Here is a 19,266-nt window from a genome sequence, read left to right as displayed (position 1 = left end):
TCGCGATTTACCAGTTGATGTATTCGTTTCTGACACTCCGCAATCGCGAGCAAGCTCACTCCTACAGGTATTCATTCGCATGAGGGCGAGGGGCAACGAGCCGCTGGTTCAGGGAGCGATGTCAGCGGTTGTGAGCCTCGCATTGCGCCCCGCCAAAAAGCACAGCGTTCCACCCACCGCCGTCAGCCCCGCCAGCATGTAAAACATCGTTGGCGCAGGCGAGTTGATCAATAAATAACCACAGATCACCGGGCTCATCGCGCCACCGAAGGCCGCGAGGTTTTGTGCGCCCAGGTAGCTGCCCCGCAGGTGTTCCGGGGCGATGGTGTCGACGAACAGGTACTCGGCGGGGTAGATGATCATCTCGCCCAGCGTGAACACGAACATTGCCGCACACCACGCCACCGTCGTCTGGGCGAAGCTGAAGCCGAACAGGCCGACGGCGAACAGCGCCGTGCCGAGGCAAATCCAGTACGGCAGCTGTTCGCGCTTGAGAAAACGGCCGATCTGGTACTGCATCAGGATCACCGTGATCGCGTTGCAGGCCAGCACCGCAGAGAGGATTTTCAGGGCTTGCGCCGGGGTGTGGGTGACCAGCAGAAACTGCGAGAGGTACAGCGTGTAGCGGCCGTGAACGATGGTGCTGAGCAGGCTGCCGCCGGTGAACAGGATCAGCGTACGGTCGCTCTTCAGCGTGGCGAGGGTGTCGAGAAAACTGCGCGGCTGGTTTTGATTGTCCGCCACGGTCGGCGGGATGCCGATCATCAGAAACATGCTGCCGAACGCGATGGCGCTGGCAATCAGAAACGGCGCCAAAGGCAGTTGCCCGGCAATCAGCACGCCAAGCATGGGGCCGGTGGCGTAGCCGATGTTGGTCAAGGTGTAGCGCAACGAAAACACCTTGGCGCGCTGACCGATGGGGAGGTTTTCGCTGATGATCGCTTTGGAGCCGATGAGGAACAGCGCCGAGGCGGTTTCGGTGATCACCAGGGTCAGGGTGGTCAGGTAAACGTTCTGGGCGAAGGTCAGCAGCGTGAAGCCGATGGCACTGGAGAGCATCGCCAGAATGAGCAGCTTGCGCTTTTCCAGCCGATCGATGATGTACCCGCCGTACAGCCCCAGCAGCGTCGCGAGGAACACCGCGATGCCCATCAACAGCCCGACGTCCTGCTGATTCAACCCCAGCTTGGTACTCAGAAACAGCGTGAGTAACGGGCTGGTCATCGCGCGACTCATGACGATGGTCAGCGAACAGACCATCAGGCGGCGGATGACGAGGGAATAGGTGGCCACTGTTGTTTTTATGTCCTTGTTTGATCGTGACCCGGAGCCTGTAGGAGTGAGCTTGCTCGCGATGTCGGTCGAACAGCCATAGGGATGCTGAATGACAGATCGCAATCGCGAGCAAGCTCACTCCTACAGTTTGTCGGCGTACCTATACAAAGCGGCGAATCATTTGCCCTGATCCATCCCGACCTTGGCCACTGCACCCTGTTCCAGCTCCCACTTCTTCAGGATCTTGCCGTATGTACCGTCATCGACCATCGCTTGCATCGCTTCGGCAATCGCCTTCGCCAGCTCAGGATTGGACTTGTTCACGCCCAGGCCGGTGAACTGCTTGGAGATCGCCAGGCCGATGGGCTTGTAGGTGTCCTTCTCCTGCGACATCAGGTAAGGAATGGTTTCGCTGCCTTGCATGGCGGCATCCAGACGACCTTGGCGCAGTTGCGCACGGGCATCGGCCGAGCCTTCGGACCCGCTGACGACGATGGCGGGTTTGCCTTTGGCCTCGCAGTTTTCCTTGCTCCACGCCGCGATTTCCGCAGGCCAGGTGGTGCGGCGGCTGGTGCCGACTTTCTTGCCGCACAGGTCTTCAGGCTGATTCAGCTCGGTGTTTTTGGTGAGTGTGTACAGCTGTGGGCCGCTGGTGAAGTAGTCGATGAACGTCACCGATTTCTGGCGTTCGGCGGTATCGGTCATGCCCGACAGAATGATGTCGAAGCGCTTGGTGACCAAGCCGCTGACCATCTGCTCGAAAGCCGTTTCCTGCCATTTGATTTTCACGCCAAGACGCTCGGCCAGCGCGTTGCCGAGGTCCACGTCAAGACCGGTCAGCGTGTTGGTGCTGGTGTCTTTGAAGTCCATCGGCGGGTAGTTCGGCACGATGGCGGCGGTGATTTCGCCTTTTTCCTTGAGGCTGGCGGGCACGTCAGCGAAGACCGCGGAGGAGGCCATCAGGCCTGCGAGTAACGTCGGGAGGATCATTTTTTTCATGGTCGTTCTCGTTTGTTCTGGTTTAGGTGCGAACGGCAGAAATGAAGCTTTGGGTTCTTGGGTTTTGTGGGCTTATTAGAATGTCTTCCGGGCTGCCGGCCTCCACAATCTGGCCCCCGTCCATGAACACCATGCGGTTGGAGACTTCGCGAGCGAAGCCCAGCTCATGGGTCACGACGATCATGGTCATGCCGCTGTGCGCCAGGTCGCGCATCACCGACAACACTTCGCCCACCAGCTCCGGGTCGAGGGCGGAAGTGGGCTCGTCGAACAGCATCAGCTTGGGCCGCATCGCCAGCGCGCGAGCGATTGCCACGCGCTGTTGTTGGCCGCCGGACAGTTCGACGGGATAGGAATGGCGCTTGTCCGCAAGGCCGACGCGGGCCAGCAGTTCGACGGCCTCTTCGTTGGCCTCCTTGGGCGAACGCTTGAGCACCTGGATCGGGCCCTCGATCACGTTCTGCAACGCGGTCATGTGCGGGAACAGGTTGAAGCGCTGGAACACCATGCCGGTGCTCAGGCGCTGACGGGCGATCTGCGCGTCGTTCAGCTCATGCAGTTTGTTGCCGACGATACGATAACCCACCAGCTCGCCATCGACCCACAGGCCGCCCTTGTCGATCTTTTCCAGCTGATTGACGCAACGCAGCAGCGTGCTCTTGCCCGAGCCCGAGGGCCCGATGATGCACAGCACCTCGCCCTGCTCGACCTCGATGCTGACGTCCTTGAGGGCGTGAAACTGGTCGTAGTATTTGTTCAGGCCAACGGCTTTGACGATGCTTCTCATGCTTGATCTCCCTGGCCTTGCTTACGAACGCTTGCCGGCGCCGCGAGCAAAGCGCAGCTCCAGACGGCTTTGACCGAACGACAAAACAGTGACCACGGCGAGGTACCAGATACCGGCGACGATCAGCAGCTCCATGACGCGGGCGTTGGCGTAGTAAATGTTCTGAGCGTTATGCAGCAGCTCGGAGTATTGAATCACGCTGGCCAGGCTGGTCATCTTCACCATGCCGATGAATTCGTTGCCCACCGGCGGAATGATCACGCGCATCGCCTGGGGCAGAATCACCCGACGCAGCGCCTGCAAACGCGGCATGCCTATGGATTTCGCGGCCTCGTACTGGCCGGTGTCCACCGACAGCAGACCCGCGCGCACGACCTCGGCGGTGTACGCGCCCTGATTGATGCTCAGGCCCAGCAGCGCGGCCACGAAAGGCGTCATCAGGCTCACGGTATCGAGCTGAAACAGGCCGGGAATGCCGATGACCGGGAAGATCAGCGCCAGGTTGAACCACAGCAGCAATTGCAGAATCAGCGGCGTGCCGCGAAACAGCCAGGTGTAGGTGATCGCGACGTAACGCAGAATCGGGTTGGCGGACATGCGCATGATCGCGGTGATCACGCCGATCACCACACCGAGCGCCATCGCCAACACTGACATGATGATGGTGTTGAGCAGCCCCCAAAGAATCGCTTCGGAGGTCAGAAACTGGCCGATGTAGCTCCACTCGATCTGACCGTTGGCGAACGCCCGGGCAAGACCCGCCAAGGCAATGACGATCAGCGTGGCGAAGAAAATGCGCCCGTAGTAGCGACGCGGGACGTGTTCGTACTGAGTGATGTCGAACTCGTTTTCGGCCTTTTTGCGCTCGGCTTGCAGACGCTCTGCCGGATTCTGGTTCATGGTGTCTCTCCGAAGCTGTTCAGGCCGCGCATGTTCGATTTCAGCGAGTGCACTTCAGGCGGATTGGCGAGTGTTCGGGCACGCATCCGAGGCTGGGTATTCGCTGAGAGTGAGGGGCAGTGTCGCGTTAAAAGTCCTGATCGAAGTGTCAGGTTTTATTCTCTGATTGCAGCGACCGGGTCACTGATCAGGGCGTCGTGCAGATGGTTGCCAATCGCCATTTTCTGTGTTCATTATTATCAATCGGGCATGTTTTTGTTGTGGGTCAAAGCCTGTTGAATATGACGGGCGAGGTAAATAAGCATTATGGAAACTCCACTTTCCACTTCTGGAAACGTGCCGCCGAAACCGGGGATTCGTCCCCCTTTATCGCTCAGTGGAATGGACTTCAAGCTCCTGCGGGTTTTTCAGGCTGTGGTCGAGGCAGGCGGCTTCAGTGCCGCGCAAAACGAGCTGAACGTGGGGCTTGCAGCCATCAGCAAGCAAATTTCCGACCTCGAAATTCGTATCGGCATGCGCCTCTGCACACGCGGTCGCGAAGGCTTTCATCTGACCGAAGAGGGCAAGCTGGTCTATCAGGCAGCCATCGAACTATTTGCCTCGGTGGACACTTTTCGCGACCGGATTAGTTCGGCACAAAATGAACTGATCGGCGACCTGAGTATTGGCGTTATCGACAACACGATGTCCGATCAAAGTTCGCCGTTAATTGCCGCGCTTCGAACAATGCACGACGACGCGCCCAAAGTAAGACTGCGCCTCCATGCCTCGCAACTCGACGAAATAGAGCGGGGCGTGGTCGAAGGGCGATTGAGCGTCGGCCTCGTGCCGGTGTATCAGCGTCGTGAAGAGTTTGATTATTTTGAGCTCTATGAAGAATTGTCCCACGCGTATTGCGCGGTCGGGCATCCGCTGTTCAACGTCGATGACCGAGAACTGGACATTGACAGCCTGCGTCATTCCCAAGTGGTGAACCACCGCTATGCCATTCACCGCGACAAGGCCAGTTTCGTCAATGACGACAGCCAATCGGCGTCGGCCTCTCAGGTCGAAGCGGTCGCGATGCTGATCCTCACCGGGCGCTTCGTCGGTTTCCTGCCCGAACACTTCGCGCGCAATCTGATCCGCGACGGCAAGCTCCGCGCACTGCGTCCCGACCTCATTCACCTGCGCACCCCCTTCAACCTCATCCTCCGCCAAAACGCCCCGAGAAGCCCGCTGGTCAAGGCGTTTGCGCAGGCGTTGGGGGTGGATTTGAAGCAGGTGGTTTAAGGCGCTGGCTGACACACCCGAGATGCAAAAGCGTATGCCTCAACGGCGATACCCCGGTAAACCCCAATCTTCCAACGGAAACTCTGCTAGCGACCCCAGTATCAGGTCCGCATGGGCGTATTGCGCCACTGGCATGTGCGAATCCGGGACAGCCACTGCGTACATTCCGGCTGTCTTGGCAGCGGTCACGCCAAACGGCGAATCTTCGAACACCAGACAGTCTTTCGGATCGACGCCCAACAACCGGGCAGCCGTCAGGAAGATATCCGGCGCCGGTTTGGCGGCCTTGACGTCCTGATGGTCAGCGGTCACCACGTGGCGGAACAGCTCGAACCACGCGCCATGATTATCCGTCTTCACCTTGAAATAGTGCAGCGACGAACTGGTGCCCACGGCAATCGGAATATTGTGCTCGGCGAGATGGCGCACCAGCGCTTCGGCACCCGGCATCGGCGTTGCGTGAGGGAAGCGCTCGTCGAGCATTGGCTGACGAACCGTGAGAAATTCCTCGGCGGTCATCGGCAGTTGCAGCGCGCTGATCACATACTCGGCGAAATCCTGCGAGCCACGGCCGATGGAGTGCTGCTTCACCGCCCAGTCGAACGTCTTGCCATGCCATTTGGCGATGGTGTCAGTGACTTCGGTGTAGATGCCCTCGGTGTCCAGCAACAGGCCATCCATGTCGAAAATCACGGCCTTGATCGGCCCCTTCGGCGTTTGCACGTTGCTCATTTCATCGATCCCGTTTGCAGAGTGACGCCCAGCCTAACGCCTCGGCAAAGGCCGTGGCTAGGCGCAACGGCTGCAAAATGACCTCGTCAGGTGCTACTCTCGACGGGCTCTGGGCAGCGCAAGGTGCTGCTCGGCGCCCCTGTTGTGGCGCCGGAACCCTCCGGGGTCAGGGACGACATCACCTCTCTTCAAGAACGGACATCTTCGAGTCGACACATGAAAAAATCAGTCAACATTGCCGTAGGCGTGGTCATAGTCGCAGGCGCTCTCATCACCGCTGGCGCCTGGTACACGGGCACCCGCCTTGAAGGCGTGCTCGGCGATGCCGTTCAGCAGGGCAACCAACAGATCCAGACCGCCTTTGCGGGTCACGAAGGCAGCGCGAGTGTGCAGCTGCTGTCGCTGGATCGGCATTTTTTCACCAGCACCGCCCATTACAAGTTCACGATCCAGAATCCCAGGCTCAATGAAGGCGCGCCCATCGAGTTGCTGTTTGTGGATAACATCGAACACGGGCCGTTTCCGTGGAGCCGCGTGAAGTCGTTGAACCTGATGCCGGTCATGGCCGCCAGCAACACTGAACTGGAAAAGAACGTCTTCTCCGAGAAATGGTTCGCCATGACCAACGGCCAACCGCCGCTGACCGCCCATTTCAGCATGGGTTACGACCGCGCCGGGCAGGGCCGGATCGACTTCCTGCCGTTCCAGTTCGACGATCAGAACGGCTCGTTCAAATTCTCCGGTTTCACCCTGAACGCGTCGGGCACCGCCGACGGCGAAAAGCTCGAAGCCAACGGCGTGCTGGGTAGCCTGGACGTGACCGCGACCTCCGAAGAGGGCCCGGTGCACTTGACCCTCAACGACGTGACCTTCAACACGGGCGGCACCAAAGGCAAGTCCGGCTTCTACTTGGGTCACAGCGACGCGAAGGTGTCCTCGGCCACGTTCCAGGCCGCTGGCCAGCCGCCGATCCAGTTCAAGGATTTCGTCAACACTAGCCTGTTGCAGGAAGTGGAAGGCAGCCTGAACGCGCAAGTGAGCTACGACATCGGCAACATCAGCGTCGCGGGCAAAACCATCGGCTCGTCGCAGATGCTGTGGAAGTTTGCCAACTTCGACATCGCCTCCACCAAGAACCTGCTGCAGATCTACAAGGACAAAATCCAGCCGCAAGCCCAGGCGGCAGCGGCGATGGGCGAGTCCTACACGCCACAGTTGAGCGCGGCAGACCAAGCGCTGGTGCAAGCGGAAGTCGGCAAAATGCTGGCCGCCAAACCACACATCGAGCTGGAAAAACTGTCGTTGAAGACGGCCAATGGCGAGAGCCATTTCAGCCTGACGATGGACTTGGGGAACCCGACGTCCTTCGACCAGCCAGGCGCTGCGTTGCTCAAACAACTGCTGACCCAGGCCGACGCCAAGCTGGTGCTGTCCAAACCGATGATCCGTGACCTCGCTTCGCTGCAAGCGCAGTCGGCCGGCCTGACTGACCCGGCCGCCATCGCGCAACAGGCGCAGGGCGCCGCTGAAACGGTGGGCGGCATGGCGATCATGCTGCAAGTGGGCAAGGTCGAGGGCGACAACATCGTGTCCAACCTGCACTACGCCGACGACGTCGTAGACTTCAATGGCGAAAAAATGACCGCTCAACAATTCGCCGCCGCGATGATGGGCAAGGTGGTGATGTTCAATCGCGGGTATTGATTTCTCGTTGCCTGACAGGCCGCTTTCGCGGCCGTCGCACAGCTCCGGCAGCTCCCACAGGTTAAGCGTCGGCCGCCTTTTCTGGGGTCGACCCGCATCCCGGATTTGATGTCAGTCGCAACGCTTCGGCGTGCATCAAATCCTGTGGAAGACGCCGGAGGTACGACGGCAGCGAAGCGATAGTCCAGTCGTCCAGCGGATAACTGACGCTACAGCGCACGCGAACTTGTAAATGCTGGGTAAGCACCGCCCCTCGGTCGCGTCTCCAGCAACTGCGACAGCAACTGATCAATGAACAGGGCGCCAGAATCCATGCGGGTGTCCACCACATACTCTGGTTCAATCGGCGGTTCGTACAGGCTGTCGATCCCGGTGAAATTGCGGATCTTTCCCTCGCGCACTGCCCGATACAGCCCCTTGGCATCCCGTCGCATGCACTCGCGCAACGACGTACTGACATGCACCTCAATGAATTGCCCTTCGGCAAAATGACGTCGGCAGGCATCGCGGTCTTCGCGATATGGCGAGATCGCCGACACGATCACGATCAAGCCCGCGTCCACCATCAACTTGGCGACCTCACCAATGCGACGGACATTTTCTCTCCGACCCTCTTCGCTCATGCCAAGGTCCTGGCACAGCCCCTTGCGCAACCGGTCGCCGTCGAGCAGGTAGCTGTGCAGCCCGTGCGCCACCAGCGTCTGATCCAAATGATTGCCCAGCGTGGTCTTCCCCGCGCCCGACAGCCCGGTAAACCAGATGCAACAGGCACGTTGCTGCTTGAGCGACTCACGCTCCTGTTGTCTGACCGCGAGCGGTGCATCGATGATCAGCGGGCGGGATTCGTAACGGACGTCAGTCATAGGAAAACAGCTCATAGTCGCGGGCGTACACCTCTCGGATACGCTTGCGCGAGGCATCGGAACACAAACCGTTCGTTCGATAGTGGGCACCAGGCGAGCGATTGAGATGGCGCAACGGGACGCTGATCCCGAGGTGTTCGCACAGTGCTGTGAAGTCTGACTCCAGATGCTCCTGCCGCCCGATGAAATCCACCGCAATCTGCCCCATGCCGTTTTGCAGAAAATGATATTGAGGCGCGAAGTGTATTTGCTTCGACACATTCTCTGCGTGCAACCAGCCATCGACGAACGTATCGAACCGAGAATAACGGCTGACCAGTTCGAAAGCCGCCCTGTCTCGCGGCTGCGGGTTTTGCAATAAATAACGATAAGCCGACAATGCTCTATGTAATGGATCACGTACAAAGCCAAACTTGAAATACTGCTCATAACGCTCTTTGAATTGCTTCTCGTACCAATACAACGGCAAATGACCGGTCGGCGTATCGCCAAAGATCGACATCGCCACGCTGCTGCCCGCGCACTTGGGCACGTGAATGAAAATGCACTCAAAATGGTCGAAGGCCTCGGGAAACCGGGCCTTTCGCGACAGCGTCTTGTTCACCACCTGACGGTCCACGACGGAGAGCCGCTCTAACAAAAACTCACGCTGGGTCTTTGGAAATAACTTCCACAGTAAATGATTCATAGGGAGTGACCTGTAGCTGGGGATGAAGCAATGTTCAGACTACAGGCAGTTAGAAACGGACAGGGTAAACTTTGCAAATAATTTACGCAGACGCGAGCGTCGTCGAATCAATGTATCCATTGCTCTATAAGTGGATACATTGCCGAAATAAAAAATGAAAGAACTGCTGTAACTACGCGATTTTAAACAGGGTGTTTAGTACGGTTTTGAAACAGGGGAATCAAGGGCAGACTGCGCACGCTGATCTTGATCCAACCCTCACGATTCAGCCCATCCCCAGCATCCGCTTCAAGCGTTGCAGAAATGCCTCGCACGCGACGTCCTCCCGGTCGAACGACTGCTCCTCAGTCCGGAGGCCCCGTTCGCTGTAGAAAATCTTCCATACCCCTCCCTCTTCGATCAGACACAGCGCTTCATCGCGGACGTCGCTGATGGCGTAACTGTCGGCGGGGGCGTTCAGGGCTTTCAGCTGTTGGCCCAACTCAAGGCGATCCACATTTGCCTCCTTTTTTGACTTCTCTCAAATGTCCGGAGTCGAGGTACGACTGGACTGATTTCTCAAGCTCGAATTGCTGTCCGTAACCCAACTCGCCGAACCACGGCGCGATCTTGCTGGAGGATACGTTAGGAATCGGCTTCATGACCTCATAAACCGTGTAGGGCTTGAGGTTCGTGCCCGGCGGCAGTGCGCGCATGGTGTAAGGAATGCCCACCGGCGACGTGAATGTCCCGCCCGGATAGCCGTAACGGTCGATGATCGTGCCCGGTTGTAGCGTGATGTTGTCGATAGGGCCCAGAGCGCCCCGGTTTGGCGGCCAGTAGGGGACGAGCGCAGTGCTAAGGCCCAGCGGGTCAATGTACGTGATGGGGTTCGGGGCATAGGCATAGAGGTTGAAACCACCCTGGAGGCCAATCGGGTCCTTGGTCGTGAAGCGCCCGATGTCTGGGTCATAAAACCGAAAGGTGTTGTAGTGCAGGCCCGTTTCACGATCCAGATATTGCCCCTGAAACCGCAGATTCTGCTCTTCCAGAAAATGCGCCTCACGGACCTCTTCAACGGTGTTGCCCCAGGTTCGATAGCGGGCGCGCCAGAGGGTCGTGCCATCCGGCTCCAGAAGCTGTTGCGGCGAACCGTTGAGATCGTTCTGGTAGTAACGAATGCGTTGTGGAGCGCCTGTCCCGTCCACGCGCGCCAACGGCTCTTGGCCGTTGTCAGCGTAGACATACAGGCTGCTCAGCCCGTGCTTGTGTTCTTGCAGCAGGCGCAAGCCGTCCCAGACAAACCGCGTTTCTCCCAGCAGGGTGCCTTGGGCGTTTCGCTCGACCTTGGCGATGCGCCGCCCCAATGGGTCGTACTGCATGTGCACGATCGTTTCACGCACACCGTCGCGCGTGCGGACCTCTGTCAATCGATGCTCGGCGTCGTAGCTGAAACGCTGCACCCGCGCTGAGCCGCTGCGTTTTTCGACCATTCGGCCAAAGGCGTCGTAGCGATAACGCTTGTCCTGATAGGTGAGCAGTTTGTTGTGCAGCACGTGGCGACTGCCCGATTGCGTGGCATCGAGCAGGTTGGCGGCCGGGTCATACGCGAAGATTTCATGCTGGCCTTGAACGGCGCCCTGACTGGCCAGAATGCGGCCTGTAGCGTCGTAATGCAGCAACTGGCGATGATCCTGACCGGCTTGCCGTTCGGTCTCGCCCACCAGGTTGTTGCCGGGGTCATATTCGAAATGCTGCTGGTCGGGCGCGGGCAATTGAGCGGGCTGATCGCTGCGCCGACGCAGGCGTGTGTGCAGACGCCCGGTGCGGTCGTAGCGTTGATACATCGTGCTTTGGCCTTGGGTGCGCAGCACTTCGCGATGCAAGCGGTCGCGCTCGAAGTCGCTGATGACGACGCCGTCCAGGTTGATCTGGTGCAGGTGGCCGCTGCCGTAGTGCAGGCGATTCAACCAGCGGCCATCGGGCAATTGCGTTTGCGCCAGGTTTCCCAGCTCGTCGTAAACGTGGGTCAGAGAGCCCGCGTCATTCTGCTCTTGCAGCAGCTGTCCTGAAGCGTTGTAGGCAAAGTTGAGGGACTGTCGCACGCCATCAGTGTCCGTGAAGCTGGCCGAACACATCTGGTCGCGCGCGTTGTACTGGTATTCGGTGCGACCGTCATCAGTCACTTTCGCGATCAGCCGCCCCACCGAATCCCGCTCAAGCTCGTGCACGATGGGCGCAGGCGGAGTGTCGGGCACCGCTGCCAGGCCCTCCCCAAACGGAGCGGGCCAATAGGCGACCTGCGTGACGTTACCCAATGCGTCGTAGCGGTAGCGACGGGCGCTGCCGTCCAGATCGAGCTGCTCGGTCAGACGGTCATTGGCGTCCCAGGTGAAGCGATAATGTTCGCCGTTTTCGTTGGTCAGAACGTTCAGCCGACCAAACGCGTCATGCTCAAAGTCGAGCCGTCGCCCTTGTGCGTCGACACGTTGGCGAATGGTGCCGCGCCTGTCGTAGTGGTACTGGCTCAGATGCCCAGCCGGGTCGAGATAGCCGATGAGCTGGCCGCTGGCACTGCGTTGGTATTGCTGAGTGCGGCCGTCCGCGAGTGTGCAGTGGTTCAGATGCCCCTGAGCGTCGTAGGTCAGTTGCGTTCGCTCGCCGAGGGCGTCGGTGATGCTGATCAACTGTCCACGTGCGTCGTACTGATAGCGGGTCGGGTAGCCGGAGCAGTCGATGAGTTCGAGCAATTGCCCGAAGTCGTTCCAGCGCAGCGTCTTGCTCCTGCCGCTGGCATCGATGATCTCGACCACCCTTCCGAGCGCGTCGTGTCGATAACGGGTCGCGTGCCCCGAAGGGTCGACTTCCTCTGTCCGGTTGCCGCGCTGATCGTAGCGGTAACGCCATGTGCTGCCCGCGCTGTCGGTTTCGGCCAGCGGCAACGCCCAGTGTTCCAGCCACACCGTCGATTCCCTGCGCCCTAGCGGATCGAGGGTAGAGCACAGATTTCCCGCCTCGTCATAGCCGTACTCCCACCGGCCGTTCTGCGGATCAGTGGCGCTCAACAACTGGCGTTCGTCGTTCCACTCGAAGCGCCAGAGGTGGCCCAGGTTGTCGCGGTATTCAGTGATTTGATGCTGCGCGTTCCAGCAGCGCGTGCTGACCCGGTTCAGGTTGTCGGTGATGCGCGTGACGCCCGCTGCCACGTCGTAATCGAAGCGGTACTCATCGCCCTGATCCGTCCAGTGATGCGCCACGCGCCATTCGCCGTCTACGCATGCCCACTGGTAGAAACAGCGCAGACCGGCCGGGAGTTGGTGCTCGCACATGCGCAAGCCCTCGTCGTAGGCGAAACGGCGTTGCACGATGCCCGACGCATTGCGAACCTCGATCAGTTGACCGCGTGCGTCGTAGTCGTAGGACGCCAGCAGTTCCCGCGCTTCGTGGGGGATCACCCGCTCAATACGCGCGACGCGGCGAGGGTGAGTCGCTGAATAACCCAGCACCAGACGAGGCTGCTCGAACGTGTCGCGCAGTTGGGTCAGGCGTCCCGCGTCGTCATAGTCGAGGTAAATGCGGTTGTGGTTGCGGTCGCCCAGTTGCGTCAATCGAAGACGGGCCGGGGTCGAGGGCGTCGGTTCAAACAGTCGGTACAGGCCGTCCTCGCTTTCGATCAACAGCTGGCCGTTGCCGTGGCGCCTCACGCTTAACCCTTCACCGGCGCTGAATACCGCGCCACCCAACGGGATCAAGCCCATGTCGATGAGTCGGCCTTGCTCGTCGGTGTAAATCAGGCACTGCCCGCCATCGGGATGAGGCTCAAGCTCGACGCTAACCTCAAAGCGAACGTTCCAGCCCATGCCGAACAGCCCGTCGATTCGTTCGTCTCGGCTGTTGTAAACGCGTTGCCAGTGGATGGGCAGCAAGGCAGGCAGGACGGCGTCCAGCTCGTCTTCGCCGCCCAGCACCTTGGCGCCGGTGGCGGCGTGAACCGGGTTTGGCGCGCCGCTGCTGGCGCGAGTCAGGGCGCTGACGGCCATGCTGGTGACAAACGATGTCGCACCGGCCAGCAGCATGCACGGCAGATTGCTGACAAATTTGCCCTTGCCGCCCTTGAGCATCATCAACGCCGCGATCGCCAAGCCAATACCCGGCGTCTTGCCGCTGCGAATTTCCCGCACCACCACCTTGCCGCCGCCAATGCGCACGTTGGGTGAGATCAATCCGGACGAAACGACAGTGGCATCACACGTGCTGCGGTCGCCACTGCGAACGGCGGGTTGCCCGTTGATGGTGACCTTGTCCGACCCTTCGGCAAGAAACTGCGGCGGCATGGGCGGGTGCCGTGTGCAAAGCACCAAGTCCAGCGGTTTGGGCACGACGCCCGGCGCGGGAACGGCCACTGTGGGGCGCCACATTTGGGCGAAGAACCCCTTGGCCATGTCCAGATAGGTGGGTTCGGCAGCGGGCTCCGCAGTCTCGGGCGTACCGCTGGCTTCAAGGTCGGGCGGCACAGCACCCGCGGCGCGCGCGGCGGGAATCCCGTTGATGAAGGTGTCGGTCGATCCGGTGAGGATGTTGGCCTGTACCGTCGGCGGGAACAGGCCATTGCCGATGTCCTCGCATAACTCGCTTAGCCCTTTGTCCGCCCCGGTCTTGCTCATCGCCACGCCGACCACCACGCCGACCACGACCCCCAGCACGCAAGCACCGAGCCCGCCGGTGGCCACGGTGATGCCCGTCGCGGCCACGACCGCCGCAGTGGCGAGGGCAGTGATTGCAACGTTGGCCGCAACTTCAAGCACACCCCCGAGGATGTCCGCCATCATCGAGGTGTGGGAAAGGGCGTCGCCGAGGCGGGCTGCGTAGAGGGGGTCAGACATTTGACTGCATCAGATCCGTGCCTTGAGTTCAGATGAGCCCCATCGTTAGAACGGTAATGTTCCTTTGATGGGACTTAATTTGTTGATGTCCGCTCCCTTACCTTCCAAATACTGCAGGGCGTCTTTCAAGGTTGAAAATGTGAGGATTGTTTCATCGGCATAGTCTTCAAATACGTCATATTTGGACTCCTCTATTTTCAAGAAATAGGTGACGTAGTTCTCCTTCTCTTTCTTTATGGCGTACTGAAATAGATATTGAATTGAGTCGAGCGGGCGGACTTCGTCATATCCACGCCTCTTTCCCGAGTCGAGAGCTTTGATCAAGTGGTCCATACGATATTCTCAGCCAGTGACATCGATGCGTACCATCGTGCCATCCGCGCGTTTGATGTTGATGTGCGGGAGCTCTCCGTGTCCTGTCCCTTTTGGATCATCGTGTCCGAACACCCGTCCGGTCGCTTTGTCAATGGGATAGTCTTTTCGATAACGAACCGTCCCGTCTTTCTTTTTGAACTGTTCCATTTTGTGTTTCTTTCTTATTCCCGTCGCATCCTGCGGGCCAATGCCACGAACTTTTTGCGCGCCGGGGAACGCTTCCGTGACCAGCTCGTGAGCCTCGGTTTTGGATTTCACACTTACGACTGTTTTTTGTGGCCCATTACGCAGCGCTTCGACTTTCCTCCCGCAAGCGGCTAAACCAAGTGGGTCGATCCATTCAATCGGATTCGGCGCATACGCATACAGATTGATCCCACCCGCCAGCCCAATCGGGTCTGGCGTGGTAAACCGGCCCACGTCCGGGTCGTAGAACCTGAAGGTGTTGTAGTGCAGTCCCGTCTCGCGATCAAGGTATTGGCCTTGAAAACGCAGGTTCTGCTCTTCAATGAAATAGGGCTCGCGGACCTCTTCGGCGGTGTTGCCCCAGACCTGGTAACGCGCCTGCCAGACGATGTGGCCGTCGGTCTCGGTCAGTTGTTCGGGTAGGCCGTTGAGGTCGTTGTGGTAATAGCGGATTTTCTGAAAGTCGCCGCTGCCGTCGACCCGCGCGACAGGCTCGTGGCCCTCGTCCGCGTAGACATAAAGGCTGGTCTGGGCGTGACGGTGCTCCTGTAGCAGACGCAGGCCGTCCCAGGTGAAGCGGGTTTCGCCGATCAGCAAACCCTTCGCGTTGTGTTCGCTTTTGCCGACGCGTCGACCCAGCGGGTCGTAGGTCATGCGCACCACATGGCCATTCGGGTTGTGAACTTCGATCAAACGGCTCTCGGCGTCGTAAACGAAGCGCTGAGTGCCCAGTCGCACGCTGTGTTTTTCGATCATTCGGCCGAAGCCGTCGTAGCGATAGCGTTTGTCCTGCCAGGTCAGCAGCTTGTTATGGCGGACCCATCCAGCGTTGGGAGAGGGACCGTCCAGCAGGTTGGCCGCTGCGTCGTAGGCGAAGATTTCATCGCGACCGTGAGCGCTTTCCTGGGTAGCGAGAATTCGCGCCGTGGCATCGTAGTGCAGCAGTGTGCGCTGATCGCTCTGACGATTCCGCTGCAGGCGGCTGATCAGATTGTCTGCAGGATCGTATTCATAGTCTTTTGCGCTCTCAGCGGGCAATTGAACCGGCTGACCGGCGAGGCGTTGCTGGCGCGTGCGCAACCGGCCGCTGCGGTCGTACTGGATGCGGGTGTTGATTTGGCCTTGAGTGCGCAGCACCTCGCGATGCAACCGGTCACGTTCAAAGTCGCAGATGACTTCGCCGTCCAGATTGATCTGGTGCAGATGGCCGCTGCCGTAATGCAGACGATTGAGCCAGCGGCCATCCGGAAGCAGGGTCTGAGTGAGATTGCCCAGTTCGTCGTAATGATGCTCAAGCGCCCCGGAGGCAGAGTTTTCAGTCAGCAATTGGCCAACGGCGTCGTAAGTGAAGCCCACCCTTTGCTGCGCGCCGTCCGGATTGGTGAAAGTGATCTCGGTGAGTTGATCCCGCGCGTCGTAGTGGTAATCCGTTCGACCATCGGCGGTCGTCTTGGCAGTCAACCGTCCCGCCGCATCGCGTTCCAGCAGATGGCTCATCGCGTTAGAAGCGGGAATGCCCGCATCCAGTGAGGGATGTTGCTCGATTCGAACCGGATTGTTCAGCGCGTCGTAGGTGTAGCGCTTTTGACTGCCATCCAGATCCTGCTGTGCGACAAGCCGATCCCCTGCATCCCACGCAAATCGATAGCGCTCGCCATTCTCGTTGGTCAGCGCGTCCAGCCGACCATAGCCATCGTAATGAAACTGCACCTGACGCTGATGAGCGTCAAGGCGTTGCCGCGCCCGGCCACGGCGGTCGTATTGATAACGGGTGGTATGGCCGGCGGGATCGGTGTAGCCGGTCAGTCGTCCGCTGCTGTCTCGCATGTAATGCTCGACGCGCCCTTCGGGCAGCTGGCGCTGCAGCAGCCGTCCTTGAACGTCGTGCTGATACACCGTGCGCTCACCCAGCGCATCGGCGATGAAGTGCAGGTGGCCGCGTCGGTCATAGCCGAACGCTGTGCGGTATCCGGAGCAGTCGATGTGTTCGGTCAACTGCCCGTGTTCGTTCCAATGCAGCCGTTTGATCTTGCCTGTGGCATCGACGATTTCCCGGACCTGTCCGCGCTCGTCGTGGCGGTACTGGGTGGGATGACCGAGCGGGTCGGTCTCGTGGGTGCAGTTGCCGCGTGCATCGTAACGGTATTGCCAGCTATGGCCCGCCGCGTCGGTTTCGGTCAACGGCAGCGACCAGTGCTCCAGCCAGAGTGTTGAGGTGATGCGCCCCAACGGGTCCTGGCTTGAACAGAGATTGCCTGCCTCGTCATAGGCGTACTGCCACTGTCCGCCTTGGGGATCGATGGCCCCCAGCAACTGACGCTCATCGTTCCACGAAAATTGCCAGGTATCGCCCAGATTATTGGTGTACTCGGTGATCTGGTGCTGCGCGTTCCAACGACGAAAGCTCGCTCGGTTCAGGCCATCGGTGATCCGCGTCACGCCTGCACTCAGGTCATAGTCGAAGCGGTACTCGTCGCCTTCATCGGTCCAGTGACGCACGACGCGCCACTCACGATCATTGATCAACGCCCAGTCATAAAAACAGCGCAGCCCTGTGGGCAATTGATGCTCGACCATGCGTTGAGCGCTGTCGTAGGTGAAGCGGCGCTGCACATGGCCTAATGCATCACGGACTTCGGACAGATCGCCGCGCGCGTCAAAACCGTAGGTGGCCAGCGTTTCCACGGAATGATCGTCGAATACCCGGTCGATGCGTTCGACGCGCCCCGGCCATTGCGCCGAATAGACCAACGTCACCCGTACAACATCGAAGGTGTCGCGCAGCTGGATCAGCCGCCCGTCAGCGTCGTAATCCAGATAAAGGCGGTTGTCATTCCGGTCGCCCCATTGCGTGAGACGCAGGCGGGCTGGGTCGGCCGACGTAGGCTCGAACAGACGATAAAGACCGTCTTCGCTTTCGATCAGTAACTGGCCGTTGCCATGACGCCGCACGGCCAAACCTTCGCCTGCGCTGAACGTGGCGCCGCCCAGCGGAATCGATCCCACATCAATCCGCCGCGCCTGTTCATCGATGTAAACCAGCCGTTCGCCGCCGTCGGGATGCGGTTCGACCTGCACGCTGATTTCATGGGCGACACTCCAACCCGCACCGAACAGGCTGTCACGCCGCTCGTCCCGGCTGCTGTAGAAGCGTTGCCATGCCAGCGGAAGGATGCCGGGCAAGGCGAAATCCAGCTCTTCGGCGCCTCCCAAGACTTTCGCCCCTGTCGCCGCATGGACAGGATTCGGCGAGCCGGCGATAGCGTGGGTCAACGCGCCCATCGCAGAACTCACGACAAAAGAATTCACCCCACTCATCAGCATGCACGGCAAATTGCTGAGAAATTTGCCTTTGCTGCCTTTGAGCATCATTAACGCGGTAATCGCCAAACCGATGCCCGGCGTTTTGCCGCTGCGAATCTCGCGGACCACGACTTTGCCGCCGCCGATGCGCACGTTGGGCGAGATCAGTCCCGAGGACACGACCGTGGCATCACAGGTGCTGCGATCCCCACTTCGAACGGCGGGCTGGCCGTTGATGGTGACCTTGTCCGAGCCTTCGGCAAGAAACTGCGGTGGCATTGGCGGATGCCGAGTGCAAAGCACCAGGTCCAGCGGCTTGGGAACGACACCCGGCGCGGGGACGGCCACCGTGGGACGCCACATTTGCGAGAAGAACCCTTTGGCCATGTCGAGAAAGCCCGGCTCTTCACCTTGAGCCTCCTCGGGAATTGCCTCGGCCGAGCCGGTGGGGGCGAGCATTGACGGCACCGAGCCTGCCGCTCGCGCTGCCGGGATGCCATTGATGAACGTGTCGGTAGAGCCTGTCGAAATCGTGGCCTGCACCGTGGGCGGGAACAGCCCGTTGCCGATGTCTTCGCATAACGAGCTCAGCCCCTTGTCGGCGCCGGTCTTGCTCATGACCACGCCCACCACCACGCCGACCACCGCCCCCAGCACGCAGGCACCGAGACCACCCGTGGCGACGGTGAGGCCTGTCGCCGCCACCACCGCAGCCGTGGCCAATGCGCCTATCGCTACGTTGGCGGCCACTTCGAGTACGCCGCCGAGAATGTCCGCCATCATCGAGGTATGTGACAGCGCGTCGCCTACCCTGGCGGCCCATAACGCGTCAGACATCCGTGTCCCTCATTCGCGGCGACCTCACTGAATGCCGTCGAACGTCAGGGACAGTTTTATGCGCGTCCAGTGTTCAGCCTCGGCTTCGCCCAGCGGCTGAGCCTTGACGTAACTCAGCGCGAGCATTTTGCGGGTGCCGGGCAGCACCAGCGCCAGTTGGTATTGATACACGTTGTCGGCGGCCTTGCTGAATTGGCTGCGCAACTCCAAGGCCTCGATTTCGTGCGCCGGACCCACGCGGACGGCCTGCGGGGGCTGATAACGCAGGCCGCTGACCTGCTGCTCCAGGCGCTTGAGCTGTGCATCGAAATTGCTGTGCAATGTTTCGTCATCGGCCAGAAAGCTGCGGCTGATAATCAGGCTGGTCTCAAGCGCCGGAAACTTGAGAATGTTGATGGAGCTGTCTTGCAGCTCGGCATCAGGCAGCGCGAACTGGAATTCATTGATGCGGTAAGTCATGACAACGGCTTCTCTTTAAATAGG

The 19,266-nt window shown here is 59.8% G+C and carries 14 protein-coding genes; 2 read left to right on the top strand and 12 right to left on the bottom strand.

All coding sequences use genetic code 11. The features are described 5' to 3' along the window. Nucleotides 1-108 precede the first annotated feature (108 nt). The 4 genes from GVN17_RS14130 to GVN17_RS14115 form a co-directional block, all read right to left on the bottom strand. The gene (locus tag GVN17_RS14130) at nt 109-1,293 is read right to left on the bottom strand and encodes an MFS transporter (protein ID WP_166595874.1); all 1,185 of its coding nucleotides are present in this window, start codon (nt 1,291-1,293) and stop codon (nt 109-111) included. 159 nt (nt 1,294-1,452) lie between these two features. Next, a complete protein-coding gene (locus GVN17_RS14125) occupies nt 1,453-2,274 on the bottom strand; it encodes an ABC transporter substrate-binding protein (RefSeq protein ID WP_166595873.1) in 822 nt (273 codons plus the stop codon). Between the two features lie 22 nt (nt 2,275-2,296). Then, complete coding sequence (locus GVN17_RS14120) at nt 2,297-3,061, bottom strand: amino acid ABC transporter ATP-binding protein (protein ID WP_110946697.1); 765 nt, start codon at nt 3,059-3,061, stop codon at nt 2,297-2,299. Nucleotides 3,062-3,082: 21 nt separating this feature from the next. Then, entirely contained in the window at nt 3,083-3,961 is an 879-nt protein-coding gene (locus GVN17_RS14115; RefSeq protein WP_166595872.1) for an amino acid ABC transporter permease, read from the bottom strand. Nucleotides 3,962-4,267: 306 nt separating this feature from the next. On the opposite strand from GVN17_RS14115, the gene GVN17_RS14110 reads away from it, so the two are divergent. Continuing rightward, nucleotides 4,268-5,233, top strand: a complete 966-nt coding sequence (locus tag GVN17_RS14110; RefSeq protein ID WP_166595871.1) for a LysR family transcriptional regulator — start codon at nt 4,268-4,270, stop codon at nt 5,231-5,233. 39 nt (nt 5,234-5,272) lie between these two features. Here GVN17_RS14110 and GVN17_RS14105 read toward each other — a convergent pair whose 3' ends face one another. Then, nucleotides 5,273-5,965, bottom strand: a complete 693-nt coding sequence (locus GVN17_RS14105) for an HAD-IA family hydrolase (protein ID WP_166595870.1) — start codon at nt 5,963-5,965, stop codon at nt 5,273-5,275. Nucleotides 5,966-6,181: 216 nt separating this feature from the next. Here GVN17_RS14105 and GVN17_RS14100 point away from each other — a divergent pair, with 216 nt between their 5' ends. After that, nucleotides 6,182-7,669 carry a YdgA family protein gene (locus GVN17_RS14100; RefSeq protein ID WP_166595869.1) on the top strand — a complete coding sequence of 496 codons (1,488 nt, stop codon included), beginning with the start codon at nt 6,182-6,184 and terminating at the stop codon, nt 7,667-7,669. Nucleotides 7,670-7,878: 209 nt separating this feature from the next. Here GVN17_RS14100 and cysC read toward each other — a convergent pair whose 3' ends face one another. The 7 genes from cysC to GVN17_RS14065 form a co-directional block, all read right to left on the bottom strand. Continuing rightward, the gene (gene cysC, locus GVN17_RS14095; protein WP_256665225.1) at nt 7,879-8,532 is read right to left on the bottom strand and encodes an adenylyl-sulfate kinase; all 654 of its coding nucleotides are present in this window, start codon (nt 8,530-8,532) and stop codon (nt 7,879-7,881) included. Continuing rightward, on the bottom strand, nt 8,525-9,220 hold the full coding sequence (locus tag GVN17_RS14090) for a sulfotransferase family 2 domain-containing protein (RefSeq protein WP_166595867.1): 696 nt from the start codon (nt 9,218-9,220) through the stop codon (nt 8,525-8,527). Before GVN17_RS14090 ends, cysC begins: the two co-directional genes overlap by 8 nt. 265 nt (nt 9,221-9,485) lie before the next feature. Continuing rightward, on the bottom strand, nt 9,486-9,716 hold the full coding sequence (locus tag GVN17_RS14085; RefSeq protein ID WP_166595866.1) for a hypothetical protein: 231 nt from the start codon (nt 9,714-9,716) through the stop codon (nt 9,486-9,488). Beyond that, complete coding sequence (locus GVN17_RS14080; RefSeq protein WP_166595865.1) at nt 9,703-14,082, bottom strand: RHS repeat-associated core domain-containing protein; 4,380 nt, start codon at nt 14,080-14,082, stop codon at nt 9,703-9,705. Before GVN17_RS14080 ends, GVN17_RS14085 begins: the two co-directional genes overlap by 14 nt. A gap of 45 nt (nt 14,083-14,127) precedes the next feature. Further along, a complete protein-coding gene (locus GVN17_RS14075) occupies nt 14,128-14,415 on the bottom strand; it encodes a hypothetical protein (RefSeq protein WP_166595864.1) in 288 nt (95 codons plus the stop codon). Between the two features lie 9 nt (nt 14,416-14,424). Further along, a complete protein-coding gene (locus tag GVN17_RS14070; protein WP_166595863.1) occupies nt 14,425-18,783 on the bottom strand; it encodes an RHS repeat-associated core domain-containing protein in 4,359 nt (1,452 codons plus the stop codon). 24 nt (nt 18,784-18,807) lie between these two features. Further along, a complete protein-coding gene (locus GVN17_RS14065) occupies nt 18,808-19,242 on the bottom strand; it encodes a DcrB-related protein (protein WP_166595862.1) in 435 nt (144 codons plus the stop codon). Nucleotides 19,243-19,266 lie beyond the last annotated feature (24 nt).

This window comes from Pseudomonas sp. SLFW (genome assembly GCF_009905615.1).
Classification (GTDB): Bacteria; Pseudomonadota; Gammaproteobacteria; order Pseudomonadales; family Pseudomonadaceae; genus Aquipseudomonas; species Aquipseudomonas bambusae.
The sequence above is the reverse complement of the archived record's forward strand: the minus strand, read 5'-3'. Positions and strand labels throughout refer to the sequence as shown.

Coding starts and splice junctions, on each gene's coding strand:
- GVN17_RS14125 (WP_166595873.1), bottom strand. CDS start 2,274: ATGAAAAAAATGATCCTCCCGACGTTACTCGCAGGCCTGATGGCCTCC.
- GVN17_RS14065 (WP_166595862.1), bottom strand. CDS start 19,242: ATGACTTACCGCATCAATGAATTCCAGTTCGCGCTGCCTGATGCCGAG.
- GVN17_RS14110 (WP_166595871.1), top strand. CDS start 4,268: ATGGAAACTCCACTTTCCACTTCTGGAAACGTGCCGCCGAAACCGGGG.
- GVN17_RS14075 (WP_166595864.1), bottom strand. CDS start 14,415: ATGGACCACTTGATCAAAGCTCTCGACTCGGGAAAGAGGCGTGGATAT.
- GVN17_RS14100 (WP_166595869.1), top strand. CDS start 6,182: ATGAAAAAATCAGTCAACATTGCCGTAGGCGTGGTCATAGTCGCAGGC.
- GVN17_RS14090 (WP_166595867.1), bottom strand. CDS start 9,220: ATGAATCATTTACTGTGGAAGTTATTTCCAAAGACCCAGCGTGAGTTT.
- cysC (WP_256665225.1), bottom strand. CDS start 8,532: ATGACTGACGTCCGTTACGAATCCCGCCCGCTGATCATCGATGCACCG.
- GVN17_RS14120 (WP_110946697.1), bottom strand. CDS start 3,061: ATGAGAAGCATCGTCAAAGCCGTTGGCCTGAACAAATACTACGACCAG.
- GVN17_RS14115 (WP_166595872.1), bottom strand. CDS start 3,961: ATGAACCAGAATCCGGCAGAGCGTCTGCAAGCCGAGCGCAAAAAGGCC.
- GVN17_RS14105 (WP_166595870.1), bottom strand. CDS start 5,965: ATGAGCAACGTGCAAACGCCGAAGGGGCCGATCAAGGCCGTGATTTTC.
- GVN17_RS14080 (WP_166595865.1), bottom strand. CDS start 14,082: ATGTCTGACCCCCTCTACGCAGCCCGCCTCGGCGACGCCCTTTCCCAC.
- GVN17_RS14070 (WP_166595863.1), bottom strand. CDS start 18,783: ATGTCTGACGCGTTATGGGCCGCCAGGGTAGGCGACGCGCTGTCACAT.